This window comes from Methylophilus sp. VKM B-3414 (genome assembly GCF_032248435.1).
GTDB classification, from domain to species: Bacteria; Pseudomonadota; Gammaproteobacteria; order Burkholderiales; family Methylophilaceae; genus Methylophilus; species Methylophilus glucosoxydans.
The window spans coordinates 1-15,092 of the sequence record NZ_JAVTLI010000008.1; the positions used below are offsets into that span (position 1 = coordinate 1).

At 50.8% G+C, this 15,092-nt stretch carries 16 protein-coding genes; 9 read left to right on the plus strand and 7 right to left on the minus strand.

The genetic code is table 11. The features are described from left to right. Positions 1-75: 75 nt before the first annotated feature. Positions 76-861 carry a DUF2189 domain-containing protein gene (locus Q9292_RS08765; RefSeq protein ID WP_313986984.1) on the minus strand — a complete coding sequence of 262 codons (786 nt, stop codon included), beginning with the start codon at positions 859-861 and terminating at the stop codon, positions 76-78. Positions 862-1,436: 575 nt separating this feature from the next. Between Q9292_RS08765 and Q9292_RS08770 the strand changes: the two genes are divergently transcribed. The 5 genes from Q9292_RS08770 (at position 1,437) to Q9292_RS08790 (ending at position 6,406) form a co-directional block, all read left to right on the plus strand. After that, on the plus strand, positions 1,437-1,898 hold the full coding sequence (locus Q9292_RS08770) for a DUF2244 domain-containing protein (RefSeq protein ID WP_313986986.1): 462 nt from the start codon (positions 1,437-1,439) through the stop codon (positions 1,896-1,898). 20 nt (positions 1,899-1,918) lie between these two features. Then, a complete protein-coding gene (coxB, locus tag Q9292_RS08775) occupies positions 1,919-3,085 on the plus strand; it encodes a cytochrome c oxidase subunit II (protein ID WP_194749335.1) in 1,167 nt (388 codons plus the stop codon). Positions 3,086-3,115: 30 nt separating this feature from the next. Beyond that, entirely contained in the window at positions 3,116-4,708 is a 1,593-nt protein-coding gene (ctaD, locus tag Q9292_RS08780; RefSeq protein WP_313986990.1) for a cytochrome c oxidase subunit I, read from the plus strand. Between the two features lie 185 nt (positions 4,709-4,893). Beyond that, positions 4,894-5,433 carry a cytochrome c oxidase assembly protein gene (locus Q9292_RS08785; RefSeq protein WP_194749337.1) on the plus strand — a complete coding sequence of 180 codons (540 nt, stop codon included), beginning with the start codon at positions 4,894-4,896 and terminating at the stop codon, positions 5,431-5,433. Between the two features lie 40 nt (positions 5,434-5,473). After that, positions 5,474-6,406: a cytochrome c oxidase subunit 3 gene (locus Q9292_RS08790; protein WP_275356679.1), complete on the plus strand. Its 933-nt coding sequence runs from the start codon at positions 5,474-5,476 to the stop codon at positions 6,404-6,406. Between the two features lie 57 nt (positions 6,407-6,463). Here Q9292_RS08790 and Q9292_RS08795 read toward each other — a convergent pair whose 3' ends face one another. Then, positions 6,464-6,664, minus strand: a complete 201-nt coding sequence (locus Q9292_RS08795; protein WP_194749339.1) for a twin transmembrane helix small protein — start codon at positions 6,662-6,664, stop codon at positions 6,464-6,466. A gap of 49 nt (positions 6,665-6,713) precedes the next feature. On the opposite strand from Q9292_RS08795, the gene Q9292_RS08800 reads away from it, so the two are divergent. The 4 genes from Q9292_RS08800 to cyoE are packed head-to-tail and all read left to right on the plus strand — an operon-like array spanning position 6,714 to position 9,949. After that, a complete protein-coding gene (locus Q9292_RS08800) occupies positions 6,714-7,439 on the plus strand; it encodes an SURF1 family protein (RefSeq protein ID WP_313986997.1) in 726 nt (241 codons plus the stop codon). A 2-nt stretch (positions 7,440-7,441) separates the two neighbouring features. After that, positions 7,442-8,056, plus strand: a complete 615-nt coding sequence (locus tag Q9292_RS08805; RefSeq protein WP_313987000.1) for a hypothetical protein — start codon at positions 7,442-7,444, stop codon at positions 8,054-8,056. A gap of 3 nt (positions 8,057-8,059) precedes the next feature. After that, a complete protein-coding gene (locus Q9292_RS08810) occupies positions 8,060-9,034 on the plus strand; it encodes a COX15/CtaA family protein (protein ID WP_313987003.1) in 975 nt (324 codons plus the stop codon). Positions 9,035-9,052: 18 nt separating this feature from the next. Next, positions 9,053-9,949, plus strand: a complete 897-nt coding sequence (gene cyoE / locus Q9292_RS08815) for a heme o synthase (RefSeq protein ID WP_194749343.1) — start codon at positions 9,053-9,055, stop codon at positions 9,947-9,949. Positions 9,950-10,025: 76 nt separating this feature from the next. Here the strand turns inward: cyoE and Q9292_RS08820 are convergent, their stop codons facing one another. From Q9292_RS08820 to Q9292_RS08840, 5 genes are all read right to left on the minus strand, one after another. Continuing rightward, positions 10,026-10,547 carry a superoxide dismutase family protein gene (locus tag Q9292_RS08820; protein WP_228518914.1) on the minus strand — a complete coding sequence of 174 codons (522 nt, stop codon included), beginning with the start codon at positions 10,545-10,547 and terminating at the stop codon, positions 10,026-10,028. Positions 10,548-10,704: 157 nt separating this feature from the next. Then, entirely contained in the window at positions 10,705-11,568 is an 864-nt protein-coding gene (locus Q9292_RS08825; protein ID WP_313987007.1) for a fatty acid desaturase, read from the minus strand. Further along, complete coding sequence (locus Q9292_RS08830; protein WP_313987010.1) at positions 11,569-12,441, minus strand: fatty acid desaturase; 873 nt, start codon at positions 12,439-12,441, stop codon at positions 11,569-11,571. Between the two features lie 178 nt (positions 12,442-12,619). Continuing rightward, on the minus strand, positions 12,620-12,907 hold the full coding sequence (locus Q9292_RS08835) for a PsiF family protein (RefSeq protein ID WP_194749345.1): 288 nt from the start codon (positions 12,905-12,907) through the stop codon (positions 12,620-12,622). A 147-nt stretch (positions 12,908-13,054) separates the two neighbouring features. Continuing rightward, entirely contained in the window at positions 13,055-14,992 is a 1,938-nt protein-coding gene (locus Q9292_RS08840; protein WP_313987015.1) for an SMP-30/gluconolactonase/LRE family protein, read from the minus strand. Positions 14,993-15,092: the final 100 nt, after the last annotated feature.

Consider the following 15,092-nt stretch of genomic DNA (forward strand, 5'->3'; position numbering starts at 1 on the left):
TTGCTCATTTAATACTCCTATTAACCTCAAGTATGAGGCTAAAAAGTATCTAATGCAGCCGGGGCGATTCACGGATTAATTTTTTACCTCAATCAAATCCCGATAGACATGCCAACTTGCGTGCCCAACCACGGGCATGGTCAGCATTAAACCTAAAAAGTTGGTCGCCAGGCCAAATCCGATGAGCACGACAATACAAAAAGCCCAGAACAGCATGGGGATAGGGTTGCGGGCGCAGGTGCGCAGGCTAGTAATGGCGGCGGTCCAGGCGCTGGTGTTTCTATCTAGCATGAGGGGCATGGCAATTACGCTGATGCTGAAAATGGCAGCGGCAAACAAGGCGCCAGTGCCAAAGTAAACTAACAGGAAAACCGGTTGTTTGAATGTGAATACATTGATGACGACATCGGTAAAGGTGGGCAGCGCACCGTGAAAGTAATGCGAGAAAATGGTCATGGAGAGCCGCACCCAGCTTAAGAACAAACATACCAGCAACACGGTAAACAGAGTGATGTTGATGAGGTTGGGTAGCCAGGCCATGAGCGTGGGGGCGAGGGCGGGGGGCTCACCAGCTTCCATGCGTCTGCTCAGATCGTATAGCCCCATGGCCAGAAATGGTCCTAGCAGGAAAAACCCGGTAGTGAGCCCGGCTAGCAGCCAGTAATTTTCAGCGAAGATGGTGTGTAACAGAATGCCTGTTGCCGCAAAAAAAATGCCATAAAACAGGCTGGCACGGCCACCGAGATGAATGTCAGTGACGCCGGAGTGTAGCCAGTCTGGAATGATTTGGATTGGGACTTTTCGAATTAAAAATTCATCGTCAGCGTGTATTTTGTTGGCTGAAATATGCTGTATGCCCATGTGTTTGGCCCCCGTCAAAAATGATGGCTATCATTCATTGCTGCTGGCAGTGGGGCCGGTCTTAAAACTAAAAATACACTTTCGTGGACGGCGGTCCCGCTACTGGCATTTCTAATCAATCAACACAAAAAACTGCTTTGAATGCGCCAAGGTTTGAGGCTTTGCGCACGTCACCCGGAGCGCATTTCTGTTCCGAGAGTTGTTTAGCTTAATCATGAATGGTGGCTTAAGCAACAACAAAAATGTGACAACACCCACCGGAATATTTTCTTGATTGTGCTTTTAAGTGACATTTTGCGGTGCGGGTGAGCACAACTATCTTGATGGCCGAACCAAGGTTTTGAATTGCTTTGCCGCGTTTTTAAGGGGCTGTGAGGGGGATTGCAATTGTGAGATTGGTAGAGTGAGAGTGTTTTTTTGTTAAGCGTGGCTATTCATAAATTTACATTGATGACATTGGCACCGGCCATTTTTTGTCTTGTCACTGCGATTATCTTGTGCTAATTTACAACATGTAACAAATTTGTAACTAAACGTAATTTGGTTGATACAAGCTGAATTCTGGGTTGGCAAACATGTTATCTATTTGCGAAACACAATGCGTTACCAGGCCAAATGCCTCGGCTTCATCGGAAAGTGTGTTGAAGTTGTTGCTGAGTTTGGGCGTGTTTTCGGGGCTGATTGCCATGGCTTTTTTGCATATCGGTGCCTGGATGGTGTTGCCATTTGCTGGCTTGGAATTGGTGTTGGTGGTTCTGGCGTTTGTGGTGGTGCTGCGTCATAGCGGTGACTACGAAAAAATCACTTTCGTTGAGGATCATATTGAAATCGAACAAAGTGTGTTGGGGAAAATAAAACACGTTCGGTTTCAGCGCTACTGGACCCGTATAACGCTCAGGGAAGGTGAGAACGGCAAGACGTCACTGTGGATAGGGTCCCATAATCAAGAAGTCGAGTTTGGTCGAGATACCATGGATGATGCGCAACGCGAAGCCCTGGCCTCTCATCTCAAACGAACACTTCTAAAAACTAGATAACTGGATTTTGGAGCGATTAGATGCAAGGGATGAAGAAACTCGGGGTTGGTGCGGTTGCATGGTTTTTGTCTTTAAGTGCGCATGCTGACTACACCTGGAATTTTCCGGAGCCAGTCACGCCAATGGCTTTGGATACCCTCCACGTACATAATAAATTCATGCTGATTACTGCCGTGATTTTTGTGGTGGTGCTGGCAATCATGATTTACTCGATTGTGACCCACCGTCACAGCAAAGGCTACAAACCTGTCGCCGATAACCCCCCCTCTACTGCCGTAGAAATTTTCTGGACCTTGATCCCGTTTGCGATCCTGCTGTTGATTGACTTTGTCATCATGGGTATCCCGGCCTATCACAGCGTAGTGATGATGGAAGACACGCGAGACCAATCGACCATGGTGATCAAAATTACCGGGTCACAGTGGCGCTGGCAATATGAGTATCTTGATGGCGATGCCAAGGGCATCAAGTTCGTCAGCAACCTGGCGACGACTAACGGCCAAATGCATAACGAGGAAGATAAAGGCGAGCACTACCTGCTTGAAGTCGATAATCCGCTAGTGTTGCCTGTCGGCGAGAAGGTGCGCATTTTGATGACGGCCTCTGATGTGTTGCATAACTGGTGGGTGCCACAGTTTGGCTCGTCACGTGTGGCCGTGCCTGGGTTTATCCGTGAAACCTGGGTGCAAGTCGAGAAGCCAGGCGTCTACCGCGGCCAATGCAAAGAACTCTGTGGCAAGGGGCATGGCTATATGCCGGTGGTTGTGAATGCGGTTTCCAAAGAAGAGTTTGCGCAGTGGGCAAACAAAAAACAGGATGAGCAAAAAGCCGCGAATGATGTGAAAGAAATGACCAAGGATGAGTTGGTGGCGCAGGGGAAAGTGGTTTACGAGAAAAACTGTGCCGTCTGCCATCAGGTGACCGGGGCTGGCTTGCCGCCTGCATTCCCGGCCTTGACCGGCAGCAAAATTGCGACGGGCGCTATTTTTGGCTCTGATGGCAAATATCAGAAAGATAGCCACCTTGACCGCGTGCTGAATGGCAAGGGTGTGATGCCCGCCTGGAAGGCAACTTTGAACGATACGGAAATTGCAGCGGTGATCACCTATGAGCGTAATGCCTTGGGTAACGCGGCGGCAGTGGATGCCGTGTTGCAGCCGGCGCAAGTTAAAGCAGCCCGTGAATAAATATTTAAGCGATTGATTTAGGAGAGCACTATGAGTACTACTTCAGTAGCACATCATGACGAGCATCAGGATCACCCAACCGGGATCATGCGTTGGCTGACGACGACAAACCACAAAGATATCGGGACCATGTACCTGACGTTTTCACTGATTATGTTCCTGGTTGGTGGCAGCATGATTCTTGGTATCCGTGCCGAGTTGTTCAAGCCCGGACTGCAATTGATGAACCCCGAGTTCTTTAATCAGTTAATTGGCGTGCATGCGCTGATCATGATTTTTGCAGCGTTGATGCCGGCTGCAACCGGATTTGCCAACTGGATGTTGCCGTTGCAGATTGGTGCGCCAGACATGGCTTTACCGCGCTTGAATAACTGGGGCTTCTGGATTTTGCCCCCTTCCGCCATCTTGCTGACGTTGCCATTCACTCTGGCATTGTTTGGTGTGGGTGATGGCGCGCTGGCCACCGGTTGGACCTTTTACCCGCCGCTGTCTGTGCAAGGCGGCATTGGTGTGGACTTTGCCATTTTTGCGGTGCACTTGCTGGGTATTTCGTCTGTGTTAGGTTCAATCAACATTATTGTGACGATTTACAACATGCGTGCGCCTGGCATGACCTTGATGAAAATGCCGATGTTTGCCTGGGGTTGGCTGATCACCGCTTTCTTGCTGATTGCCACCATTCCTGTACTGGCCGGCGCAGTGACCATGTTGCTGACGGACCGTCACTTTGGTACACACTTCTTTGACGCGGCCGGTGGCGGTGACCCGATTATGTTCCAGCATTTGTTCTGGTTCTTTGGTCACCCGGAAGTCTACATTCTGCTATTGCCCGTCTGGGGCTTTATCCCCCAGATTCTGCAAACCTTCAGCCGCAAGCCTATGTATGGCTATAAAGCGCAAGTGTATTCATTGTGGGCGATTGGCGCTTTGGCGGTCGTTGTTTGGGCGCACCACTTCTTTACAGCCGGTATGCCTGTGCCTGCATTGCTGTACTTTATGTATAGCACCATGGCAATTTCCTTACCGTTGGCGGTACTGTTCTATTGCTGGATCCGCACCATGTGGAAAGGCTCCATGAGCTTTGAAACCCCAATGCTGTTCACGGTCGGCTGGATTATTCTGTTTGGCGTGGGTGGTCTGACTGGTCTGGTGCTCGCAGACGTGGCTGCCGATGCGCAATATCACAACAGTTACTTTGTGGTCGCACATTTCCATTACACCCTGTTTGCGGGTGGCATCATGGGGATTATGGCGGGCGTGTACTACTGGCTGCCAAAAATGACAGGCCATATGTATAACGAGAAACTGGGTAAATTACATTTCTGGTTAACAGCCATTTCATTCAATGTGACCTTTATTCCACAGTTCTTTGTCGGCTTGGCCGGGATGCCGCGCCGTATTCCAGACTATGCCTTGCAGTTTGCCGAATTCAATATGATTTCGAGTATCGGTGCATTTGCCTTGGGTCTGTCACAGTTGCTGTTTGTCTACATCATTATCAGCTGTGTCAAAGGTGGCAAAAAGGCAACAGACCGTGTCTGGGAAGGGGCGCAAGGCCTGGAGTGGACGTTGCCATCTCCTCCGCCATATCACAGCTTTACTGAACAGCCGGTGGTTAAATAAATGCTAAAAAAGCCAGTCAATCCAGTTTTTTGGTTGATTGGCTTTGTTTTAAGGTTGACGTATTTTGAGTGATCCCAAGCAGTCTAATAACAGGAAAATTGCATGGCTGCTCGCTGCGGTAGCAATTCTCTGGTACCTGATTTCGATGTTTACGATCTGGAAGTAAACCAGTTGTTGAAACAGTTATGGCATTAAAACAAGATCAGGTAGAAGCCAATCGAAAATTGGCTTTTAAATTGGTGTGGATCATCGTCGGTGCGCTGTTGTTTGCCTTTGCCTTGGTGCCATTGTATGACGTCATTTGTTCTGTGACCGGGCTCAATGGCAAAACCAAAAATACGGCGGAAACAGCCACAAAAGCAGTTGTAGATTTAAAGCGGGAAGTCACCGTGCAGTTTGTGTCATCGGTGATGCCTGGATTGGGGTGGAATTTTTATCCCAAGCAAAACAGTGTGGTCGTGCATCCTGGCCAAGTCACTACGGTCATGTTTGAGGCAAAAAACATTACCAATGAGGAGGTGGTCGGGCAGGCCATTCCCAGTGTGACCCCAGGCAAAGCATCGGCCCACTTGAAAAAAATAGAGTGTTTCTGCTTTGTCAGGCAATCGTTAAAACCGGGTGAGGTGAAGGCATTGCCACTGCGATTCTTCGTCAGTGCCGAACTGCCCAAAGATGTACAAGAAATGACCTTGTCGTATTCGTTTTTTCCGGCAAGTCAGCAATAAATAATATGAGTAACACGATCAAAGGATAGGGAGTTAATGCATGGCTAGTCATTCAGAAAATCACTATTTTGTCCCGCACGGCAGTATCTACCCGGCATTGATTTCAGTCGGGTTGCTGTCGATGGCGAGTGGCTTTGTCTTTAATGTTACCGGCTCGGACACGCGGCTGGATGGGTCTATGAAAAATCCGGCCTTGTCCTACCTCGCTACCCCGGGCAAGTACATGATGTATCTGGGCCTGGCGATTGTGCTGGCCATGATGTTCAAATGGTTAAGTACAGTTGTCACTGAAAGTGTCACCGGCCAGTATAAAAAATGGGAAGACAAATCTTTCCGTATTGGCATGATCGTGTTCATTTGCTCTGAGGTGGCTTTTTTTGCGGCGTTCTTCGGAGCATTGTTTTATATGCGCGTGTTGTCGGTGCCTGATCTGGCTTCTTACGCGCCAGACATTACGCCTTACAAGGACTTTTTAAGTACTTGGCCATCACAGGGGCCTGGCGGAACGGTTCTGGGGGAGACCTATCAACCAAACACCGCCTTTCACCCCATGACTTGGAGTGGCCTGCCACTGATCAATACCTTGTTGTTGTTGAGTTCTGGTGCGACCATTACCTGGGCACACTGGGGCTTGATCAAAAATAACCGCAAACAACTGATTGTAGGGCTGTTCCTGACGATTGCACTGGGGGTGACCTTCTTGTGCTGCCAGGCAGCCGAGTATCACCATGCTTATACCGAAATGGGACTGACGCTGAAGTCAGGCGCCTATGGTGCGACCTTCTTCATGTTAACCGGTTTCCATGGCTTTCACGTTACCATTGGCACCCTCATGCTGATTGTGATCTGGTTACGCAGCATTCGCGGTCACTTTACTCCCGAGCACCACTTCGGGTTTGAAGGCGTGGCTTGGTATTGGCACTTTGTGGATGTGGTTTGGCTCGGTTTGTATATCTTTGTTTACATGCTCTGATGGTTAAAAAGGGCGCAAACAGCGCCCTTTTTAGTCTGGTGATTCCATCGTTCTGGATTAAAGCGTATGGCCCACGTAGCCAAAATGTGCGGCGATGACCAGTGCCAGAAACAGGAAGATAGACAGACCAATACGCAGGGTAAGTGCTTTAACCGTACGGTCTGATCCGCGTTTGTCTTTGAGTAAAAAAAGCAGGGCAGAAAACAGGCTGCCAATAATGACGATCAGTATCAAAATGGTGGCAATTTTAATTAACATGATGTGATCTCTCGGTAACGTGATGGCATTATGGGCTGTAAGCAAAAAAATGCAAATACCCTTGGGAAATTATGTTTTTCGTCTGCGCTGGATGGTGGTGGCTGTGATGGTGGTGGCAATCTGGAGTTGTCTGCGCTTGGGCCTGTGGCAGTGGCATAAGGCTGAGCAAAAACAGGCGATTATGCTGGCATTGAAACCGCATGGCGATGCCGTGGAGCTGCGCGCACAAGCGCTGGATATTCCCAGTCATGTTGAGGCCCTGCACTTGCAGACAGTGATGATTAGCGGCCGCTATCTACCACAATACAGTTTTTTTCTGGATAACCAGGTGGTTGAAGGGCAGGCCGGATTTGCTGTCATCACACCGTTTTTACTGCATGACCAGAAGCATCTTATTTGGGTGAATCGTGGTTGGGTGCCCGGTTTTGCAGATCATCAAAAAATCCCCGAGATTCAGACCCCTGAAGCAGAGCAAGTCATCCGGGGGATGTTCTGGCAACAAAGCAAAACCGGATTCCGGTTGGATAAAGCGGGCTCAAGCTGGCAGCCGGTGCAACCTGTAATCGATTTTTCCTACTTACGGCAGCATGTGCCTTTTTCGTTTGCAAATGTCATCCTCAAACTAGATCCAGCAATGCCTGCCGGATTCGTTAGAGTATGGGAAGTGCCTGGCGGGCAAATTGAAAAGCATATGAGTTATGCCTATCAGTGGTTTGGGTTTGCCTTGGCGAGTTTTATGATTGGTCTTTATCAAATGATAGAAAAGCGGTCTTGATCATGCAGGAACAGTTGACAGAGGTGGTTTTGGACCCGGTCCAGCAGCGCAAAGGCCGCAGGGTATTTTTTCTGCTGGCGGTATTTTTTACAGTGCCGCTGCTCGTCGTGGTCGCGATGTTCAAGTTTGACTGGCGACCCAGCGGTAAAAGTCATGGTCAGCTCATTCATCCGCCGGTCTCGATTGCACATGCGACGCACTGGGTCAGCGACAGGCAGCAAGCACTGCCCACCTTCTGGCAAGACAAATGGAACATGGTGTTTATCGCACGGGAGTGCGACAGCGCTTGTATGCAGCGGCTGTACGACCTCAGGCAGATTTATGTCTCCTTGTATAAAGACATGATCCGCGTGCAACGGGTGCTCATCACGCAACAGGCCGATACCACAGAGATCCGTGCACGTTATCCTGATTTGCTGATTATTAATGGAGAAACGCAGCAAGTTGCAGAATTGGGTGGGCTATTAAGCGGTGGTGGACAGAATACGCTGGATGCCCACCGCGTGTATTTTATTGACCCGCTCGGCAATATCATGATGCAGTACGGGCCAGAGATGGAAGCCAAGTGGATACGCAAGGACTTGGTCAAATTGTTAAAAGCTTCTTGGGCTGGATAGTCGATGTTTAAACGCTTAAGTGTGCTGGCGGCGATGGTGGCCTTTTGTGTGGTGGTGCTAGGGGCTTATGTCCGGCTCTCTGATGCCGGCTTGGGCTGCCCAGACTGGCCGGGTTGTTATGGTGCGCTCACCGTGCCGCAAAGTGAGGCGGCGATCGCGTCTGCGCAACAGGCCTATCCGGATAAACCACTGCAACATGCCAAAGCCTGGAAGGAAATGGCACATCGCTATCTGGCTGGCAGCTTGGGCCTGTTGGTATTGCTGCTTGGTGTATTGGCTTACAGGCAAAGGCAATTCTTGCACACCACATGGCAGCTCTCGGTGGGATTGATCGGCTTGATTGTGTTGCAAGCGTTGCTAGGTATGTGGACGGTGACTTTGTTGCTGAAACCCATGATAGTGACTTTACATTTGCTGGGCGGCATGACGACCTTGGCTGTCTTAAGCTGGATCGCATGCCGGCATGTTGTCAGCCAGCGCATCGCGATCAGGCCGTGGCAATTGCGCTGGTTGCAACTGGCTTTGCTGGTCTGGATACTGCAGGTGCTACTGGGGGGCTGGACCAGCAGTAATTATGCGGCCCTGGCCTGTACGGACTTTCCCACCTGTCATGGCGCCTGGTGGCCAGACATGGATGTGGGCGAGGCGTTTCATTTGACTCGGGCCTTGGGTGAAAGCCGGGAGGGCGGACAGCTGCACCTGAATGCATTAACGGCCATCCAATGGGTGCATCGGTTAGGGGCACTGCTGGTGTTTGTATGGCTCATGGTCAGCGTCAAGCTGTTGTGGCAATCAGCCATGCCGCGTTGGTTGCCTGCCTGCTTGCTGATGCTCGTGTTGGGTCAGATTGCATTGGGGATTGCCAACCTGATTTTGCAGTTACCGTTAGTGCTGGCGGTCATGCATAACGCCGGGGCTGCGCTGCTCGGAATATGCCTGGTCGCCATTAATGCCAGATTGAAGCATTCATTAGATTAAAACAAGGGGGAGTATGCGATGCAAACAGCATGGATCACACACATGGCCGCTGCAAAAATGGGCTTGCGGCACTTTTATGCCTTATGTAAACCGCGCGTCACTGCGCTGATCGTCTTTACCGCCATGATAGGCATGTTTATGGCCACGCCGGGTATGGTGCCGGTCACTGTGCTGGTGGCCGCCACGGTGGGCATTGCTTTCGCATCTGGGGCTGCCGCGGCATTCAATTGCCTGATCGAGTATAAGATTGATGCCATGATGGCGCGTACGCGCGCACGCCCATTGCCTACCGGCCAGTTATCGCAAATGGAGACCTTGCTGTTTGCCAGCGTGCTGGGCGGGGTAGGGTTGAGCATCCTCTATTACTGGGTAAACCCGCTCACCATGTGGCTGACCTTAGCTACATTTGTCGGCTATGCGGTGATTTACACGGTGTTTCTCAAACCCGCTACCCCGATGAATATTGTGATTGGCGGCGCTTCTGGCGCCATGCCGCCGATTCTGGGTTGGGCAGCAGTCAACAATACCGTCTCGCCAGAGTCGCTGGTGATGTTTTTGATTATTTTTGCCTGGACGCCTCCGCACTTTTGGGCGCTGGCTTTGTATCGCCGCGAAGAATACGCCAAAGTCGGCATGCCCATGTTACCGGTCACCCATGGTGAGCGGTTCACACTGTTGCATATTGTCTTGTATACCGTGATTCTGGTGGTGGTGTCGCTGATGCCTTACGGCCTCGGCATGAGTGGCTGGCTCTACCTGTTGTCCGCCGTGCTGCTCAATGCAGTGTTTATGTATTATGTGGTCAGCCTCTACCGACAGTATTCAGATGCGCTGGCTAAAACCACCTTCAAGTATTCCATCCTCTACCTGAGCTTGATTTTTGCCGCGCTGTTACTGGATCATTACCTCATCTAAAAACTAACAGCGTTTAAAATCAAAGCCACAGTGCCGATGCGGATAGCTCCCGTATCGGCACTGTGCTTTTAGCCCGTTATTTAATCACGCCACACGCGATTCTTGGCCCCGCATTGCCCGCTGGCTGAGTCACATAATCGTCAGCATCGCGATGAAGAATCATCGCATGTCCAATCAGTGCATGTGCCCCTTCAGCCAGGCTGGCATTCTCCAGCGTAGCGCGGTAAATGGCATGGCCAGTGTTGTCTGCTTTCAGGTTAGGAAGGTCGCCAAAATGATGGCTAGGCGTTGCTTGCGAGGCATGTGGATGTGCATCGGGATTGAAGTGCCCGCCTGCACTCGAAGCATCCGCCGCAGAGCAATCGCCTTTCTCATGAATATGAAAGCCGTGTATGGAGTTGGGCGTCAAGCCCGCCACACGGGCAATCAACAGTACTTTCGTGCCCTGTTGAATCAGGTCTACATCGCCGGTGACCTTTGAGTCGGATTTGGCTTCCAGCGTGGCGTGCGCAGAAGTCTGCTGCATGAAAGGTATTTGACTGCAGGAGGCCAATAAAAAAGGCGAGAGGCTGAGCAGCAAGCGGGATAGGGTTTGCATGAAATACTCCTTGGTATGAATCATTGAGCGAGAGATTACTGTCACCAGGCGAGGGCAGGTGTCGCAAAGTCGGGCATAGACCCTTAAAGCAGGCACCGGGCTTTAAAAGTTTCCATGACGATCACTGGCACCATGCCACGATGCCTGGGTGATCCGACTACTTGGGTTGCAAGAAGCCCAGACCATGCGACCAGGTAATCACATGCACGCCGGCCTCTTTCTGTTTGTCAGCAATTTGCAAATGCAGTTCATGCATTTTGGTCCAGTGGTGCTTGGGACGGTAATGGTGCTCGGCATGATAGCCATTGTTAAACCAGATCAGGTTGTAAAGCTTGCTGTAGCTGCTGACCCCCCAGGCAATCGGCAGGTCAGGATTGCCGCGCCAGTGCTCATACCAGCCGTTGAGCGAAGACAGGCAGTGACCAAGGTAATAAAACGGCACCATAAACAGCATGAATTTCCAGTTCAGCACAAAACCGACCAGCACCAGCAGGATGGAGCAGAGGATTTCAAACACACCAAAGCGCGCCAGGCCAGGATTACGTTTTTTAATTTCCCGGTAGATTTCCGCCGGGTCGTCCCTGAAATAACTTTTGAAGGTATACGCCCAGACATTCTCAGGCTCACCGTTGCTGCCATAGCGGTAAATTGAGAGCCAGTCTATGGTGTCGCCATTGGCATCCGGCCGGTCGCTGTTACCGATATGATGGCGTTTATGCACGGCATCATAAAAGGTTTGCGAGAAGACCATGGTCACAGACTCCAGCAGGCTGAATATCCGGTTCAGGAACTCAGACTCGAAGTAGGGGTTGTGGATGAAGTTATGCGAGATGCCATTGATGTTCCATGAAATGCTGATGGCATAGACCAGCCCCAGTAGCACATTGGCGTACCAGGGCAGGCGGTCAAACCATAGAAACATGCCAATCAAATAGGCAAAATGCAGTATTCCGAACACAACGGGGATCACATCCCAGTAAGAGTAGGCAAATAGAAAGCCTGGCTTGTTTTTGGCGGCCATTTATTGTTCCTTCATCCATTCCATCATAAATCCAATCGGGTGTGGCCAAGGGATCACCTTGACCCCGGCTTGTTTTTGTTTCTCGGCAATTTCTGTGTGCAAGGCATGCATCTGTGTCCAGTGATGCTTGGGCCGGTAGTGATGTTCGGCGTGATAGCCATTGTTTAACCACAACCAGTTATAGAGTTTGTTATAGCAGCTGACACCCCAGGCAATTGGCAAGTCCGGGTTGGCGCCGGCGTGCTCATAGTAGCCATTCATGGCCGTCAGCGAATGGCCCAGGTAATAAAAGAACACGAAGAACAGCCCGAATTGCCAATCCCACAGCAAAAAGCCCACGATCATCAAGGTGACCACGACGACTTCAAACACCGCAAAATAAGCCAATGCCTGGCTATGTTTTTTAATCAAACCGTAGATGCGTTTGGGATCATCACGGAAATAACTCAGCAGCGAGTATTTGAGTGGATGCTCGGCTTGACCATGCTCGCCATGCCGATAAATGGAGATCCAGTCTATGGTCTCGCCATCGGCACCTTTGCGGTCATTGTTGCCGATGTGATGTTGCCGGTGGACATAGTCATACATGGTTTGCGAGAAGCCCATGGTGACTGATTCCATCAAGCTGAACAGTCGGTTGAGCAGGGCAGATTTGAAGTAGGCATTGTGAATAAAATTGTGGGAAACACTATTCACATTCCACGAAATACTAAAGGCATAGATCAGTCCCACCACGCATTTTTGCCACAGCGCCAAACTATGAAAGCTGGAAATCATCCATGCAAAAAACAGAAAATGCAGGCAACCGGCAAGGACAGGGATGATATCCCAGGCGCTATAAGCGAACAGGTAAGGAGATTTTTTGACGCGCACGGGCCAAACCTCAGCAATGATCCACGGATAAAATAATCTCGTATCATGCAGCGGATCACTTACTTAAGCCTTACAGCGGCAGAATTTTGCCAAGCAGTGGCATGCGCCGACGTTTAGCGCATCGCAGAAGCAACAAAAAAGCCTGTGTAAAACACAGGCTTTTTTTGCAAGTGGCCGCTTAACTGGCGGACAGGCAGGATTTCATAAATGCTTTACGCTCATCGCCTTTGAGCGCTTTGGTTTTAGCGTCGGCGTTACAGGTTTTCATTTTTTCCTGTTGCGCGGTCAACCCTGAGCTGGCGCCCTCTGCGGACAGGCATTGTTTCATGAATGCTTTGCGTTCATCGCCGGCCAAGGCCTTGGCTTTTGCATCGGCGTTACAGGTTTTCATTTTTTCTTGTTGCGTGCCAGCCTGAACAGAAAAACAGACACAAGACAGCAACATAGCAATCACCAGTTTATTCATCGACGTCTCCAAACAAAATAAATTTTTCGAGTTTGAGGCTGCCAGCGGCGGGCCTGTGTGTTGCATTTTGACATAGAGCGCATGGCTTGTGGAATAAAAAAAGCCCGGGAGATCCCGGGCTTTTATGCCTAACGCTGAGACGTCTATTTAATGAATGGGCATACGATAGAGCAAGCCGGCTTTCATGTCAGGGATCAGTAGCGATTTGCCATCCGCGGAGAGGCTGATATCGGCTGCTGACTGATAGCCCTGGATGATGCGTTGCGGCGTCGCTTTGGGGTCACTGAGTTGCCAGACGTTGCCGCCCGCCCAGTCACTAACATACAGCATGCCGTAGGCGTCGCGGATCAGGCCATCTGCACCACCAAAGCCCTGGTTCAGTAGCGTCACTACCGGCTTGCTGCCACCCAGTTGAACACTGAACAATTTGCCTGTGCCAAAGTCTGCGACCAGCAAACGGTTAGGACCATCCATGAGCAAACCATTGGGGCGTTTGATCCCGGCATTGGCCTTGAGCACTTGCGTGACCTTACCCTCAGGCGTGAGCTTGAAAATCCCCGCGCCCTTGCCGTTGTCATCGCCACTGTCAGAGATGTAGACATTGCCTAAGCCGTCAATCTCGATATCGTTCAGGAACACTGGTTTTTGTGGGAAGGCACTGGGTGCAGCGACTACGGTCTGCTTGCCGTTGCTGGTGTCAATCCGCACCACGCGATCATTATCCGCCACATAAAGTTGGCCGTTAAACAGATCCAGCCCTTTGGGGTCATTCAGGCCTTCTGCCAGTGTGGTACGCGTGCCGTCTGCCGCAATGCGCGTGATTTTGCCATCGCCTGCTTTACCAAATTCACCGATTTCAGACACATACAGGGTGCCGTCCGGGCTGGCAAAGACGGATTCAGGCATGGCGAATCCGCTCAGTGTGTTGGCGGTGTTGGCGTTCACGCCTGACGCACTTACTTTACCGGTGTAGCTGACCCGGTAAATCACGCCATTGTAATCGTCCGAGACCAGCAACGAACCATCCGCAAGCTGTAGAACATCCGTCGGGCGGCCCCAGACTTCGCCATCCGCAGTGAGCCAGCCATCAATAAATGGCTTGGTTTCCTTGACCTGGTGCTGAGCATCAAAAGTCACGCGCACCAACTGGTAGCCAACCGGCACCTTGCGGTTCCACGAGCCATGCTGGGCAATCACCGCATTGCCCTGATACTCGGCAGGGAATTGCTTGCCTGTGTAAAACTTGAAGCCCAGATTGGCGCTGTGCGCCTGGAATTCTGCAACAGGCTTGGTCACCTCAGCGGGCGGCGTTTTGTTTTTCCAGTTGGGATCGCGTGTATCGCCGCCTGCAAAATAGGGAAAACCAAAATGCAGCCCGGCTTTAGGCGCTGCATTAAGTTCGTCATGCGGGATATCAGGTCCGAGCAGATCGACGCCATTGTCAGTGAAGAACAGGGTTTGGGTGCCTGGCTGAAAATCCATGCCGACCGAGTTACGCACGCCTTTGGCAAACGTTTCCACCTGACTGCCATCGGCATTGATGCGGATAATTGAGGCCTCGTGACCTGTCGGGTCACAGATATTGCATGGCGCGCCTATGGTCACATATAGCTTCTTGTCCGGCCCCACCGCCAGATAGCGCCAACCGTGATGCGCCTTGTCCGGCAGTTGTTCATACACGACTTCACGCATGGCCTTAAACGGCAGCGTGAGGTCAAAGTCTGGGGCGGCATAGCGTGTGATGCGATGCTGCTCGGCCACATATAAATGGCCATCCACCATGGCTACGCCATTGCCAACCTTGAGATCGTCCAGAATGCTGACCACCTGGTCAGCCTTGTGATCCTTGTTTTTATCGACGATGGCATACACATGGTTGCCACGCGTACCGACATACACATTGCCATTGGTGCCCAGCGCCATCTGGCGGGCCCCCGGCACCTCGGCATACACATCAATCTGAAAGCCATCCGGCAGATGCAGTTTGTTTAAATTGGCACGTACATCATTGATATCTGCCCAGGATGCATTCGCCGCTGTCGCAAGCACAGCGCCCAACAGGCAGGTGATTAATCTTTTTTTCATCACGGATATCCTCTTCTCTACAAATATTTAAACCAATATACCTAGCTCAGCCAGTGTAAGCACTTGCGCAAGCCCTGCAAAGTTTAAAAATATGAAATGA

Bases quoted from the DNA above. Each gene is read 5' to 3' on its own strand.
- Q9292_RS08765 (WP_313986984.1), bottom strand. From the start codon at position 861: ATGGGCATACAGCATATTTCAGCCAACAAAATACACGCTGACGATGAA.
- Q9292_RS08770 (WP_313986986.1), top strand. From the start codon at position 1,437: ATGTTATCTATTTGCGAAACACAATGCGTTACCAGGCCAAATGCCTCG.
- coxB (WP_194749335.1), top strand. From the start codon at position 1,919: ATGCAAGGGATGAAGAAACTCGGGGTTGGTGCGGTTGCATGGTTTTTG.
- ctaD (WP_313986990.1), top strand. From the start codon at position 3,116: ATGAGTACTACTTCAGTAGCACATCATGACGAGCATCAGGATCACCCA.
- Q9292_RS08785 (WP_194749337.1), top strand. From the start codon at position 4,894: ATGGCATTAAAACAAGATCAGGTAGAAGCCAATCGAAAATTGGCTTTT.
- Q9292_RS08790 (WP_275356679.1), top strand. From the start codon at position 5,474: ATGGCTAGTCATTCAGAAAATCACTATTTTGTCCCGCACGGCAGTATC.
- Q9292_RS08795 (WP_194749339.1), bottom strand. From the start codon at position 6,664: ATGTTAATTAAAATTGCCACCATTTTGATACTGATCGTCATTATTGGC.
- Q9292_RS08800 (WP_313986997.1), top strand. From the start codon at position 6,714: ATGCAAATACCCTTGGGAAATTATGTTTTTCGTCTGCGCTGGATGGTG.
- Q9292_RS08805 (WP_313987000.1), top strand. From the start codon at position 7,442: ATGCAGGAACAGTTGACAGAGGTGGTTTTGGACCCGGTCCAGCAGCGC.
- Q9292_RS08810 (WP_313987003.1), top strand. From the start codon at position 8,060: ATGTTTAAACGCTTAAGTGTGCTGGCGGCGATGGTGGCCTTTTGTGTG.
- cyoE (WP_194749343.1), top strand. From the start codon at position 9,053: ATGCAAACAGCATGGATCACACACATGGCCGCTGCAAAAATGGGCTTG.
- Q9292_RS08820 (WP_228518914.1), bottom strand. From the start codon at position 10,547: ATGCAAACCCTATCCCGCTTGCTGCTCAGCCTCTCGCCTTTTTTATTG.
- Q9292_RS08825 (WP_313987007.1), bottom strand. From the start codon at position 11,568: ATGGCCGCCAAAAACAAGCCAGGCTTTCTATTTGCCTACTCTTACTGG.
- Q9292_RS08835 (WP_194749345.1), bottom strand. From the start codon at position 12,907: ATGAATAAACTGGTGATTGCTATGTTGCTGTCTTGTGTCTGTTTTTCT.
- Q9292_RS08840 (WP_313987015.1), bottom strand. From the start codon at position 14,992: ATGAAAAAAAGATTAATCACCTGCCTGTTGGGCGCTGTGCTTGCGACA.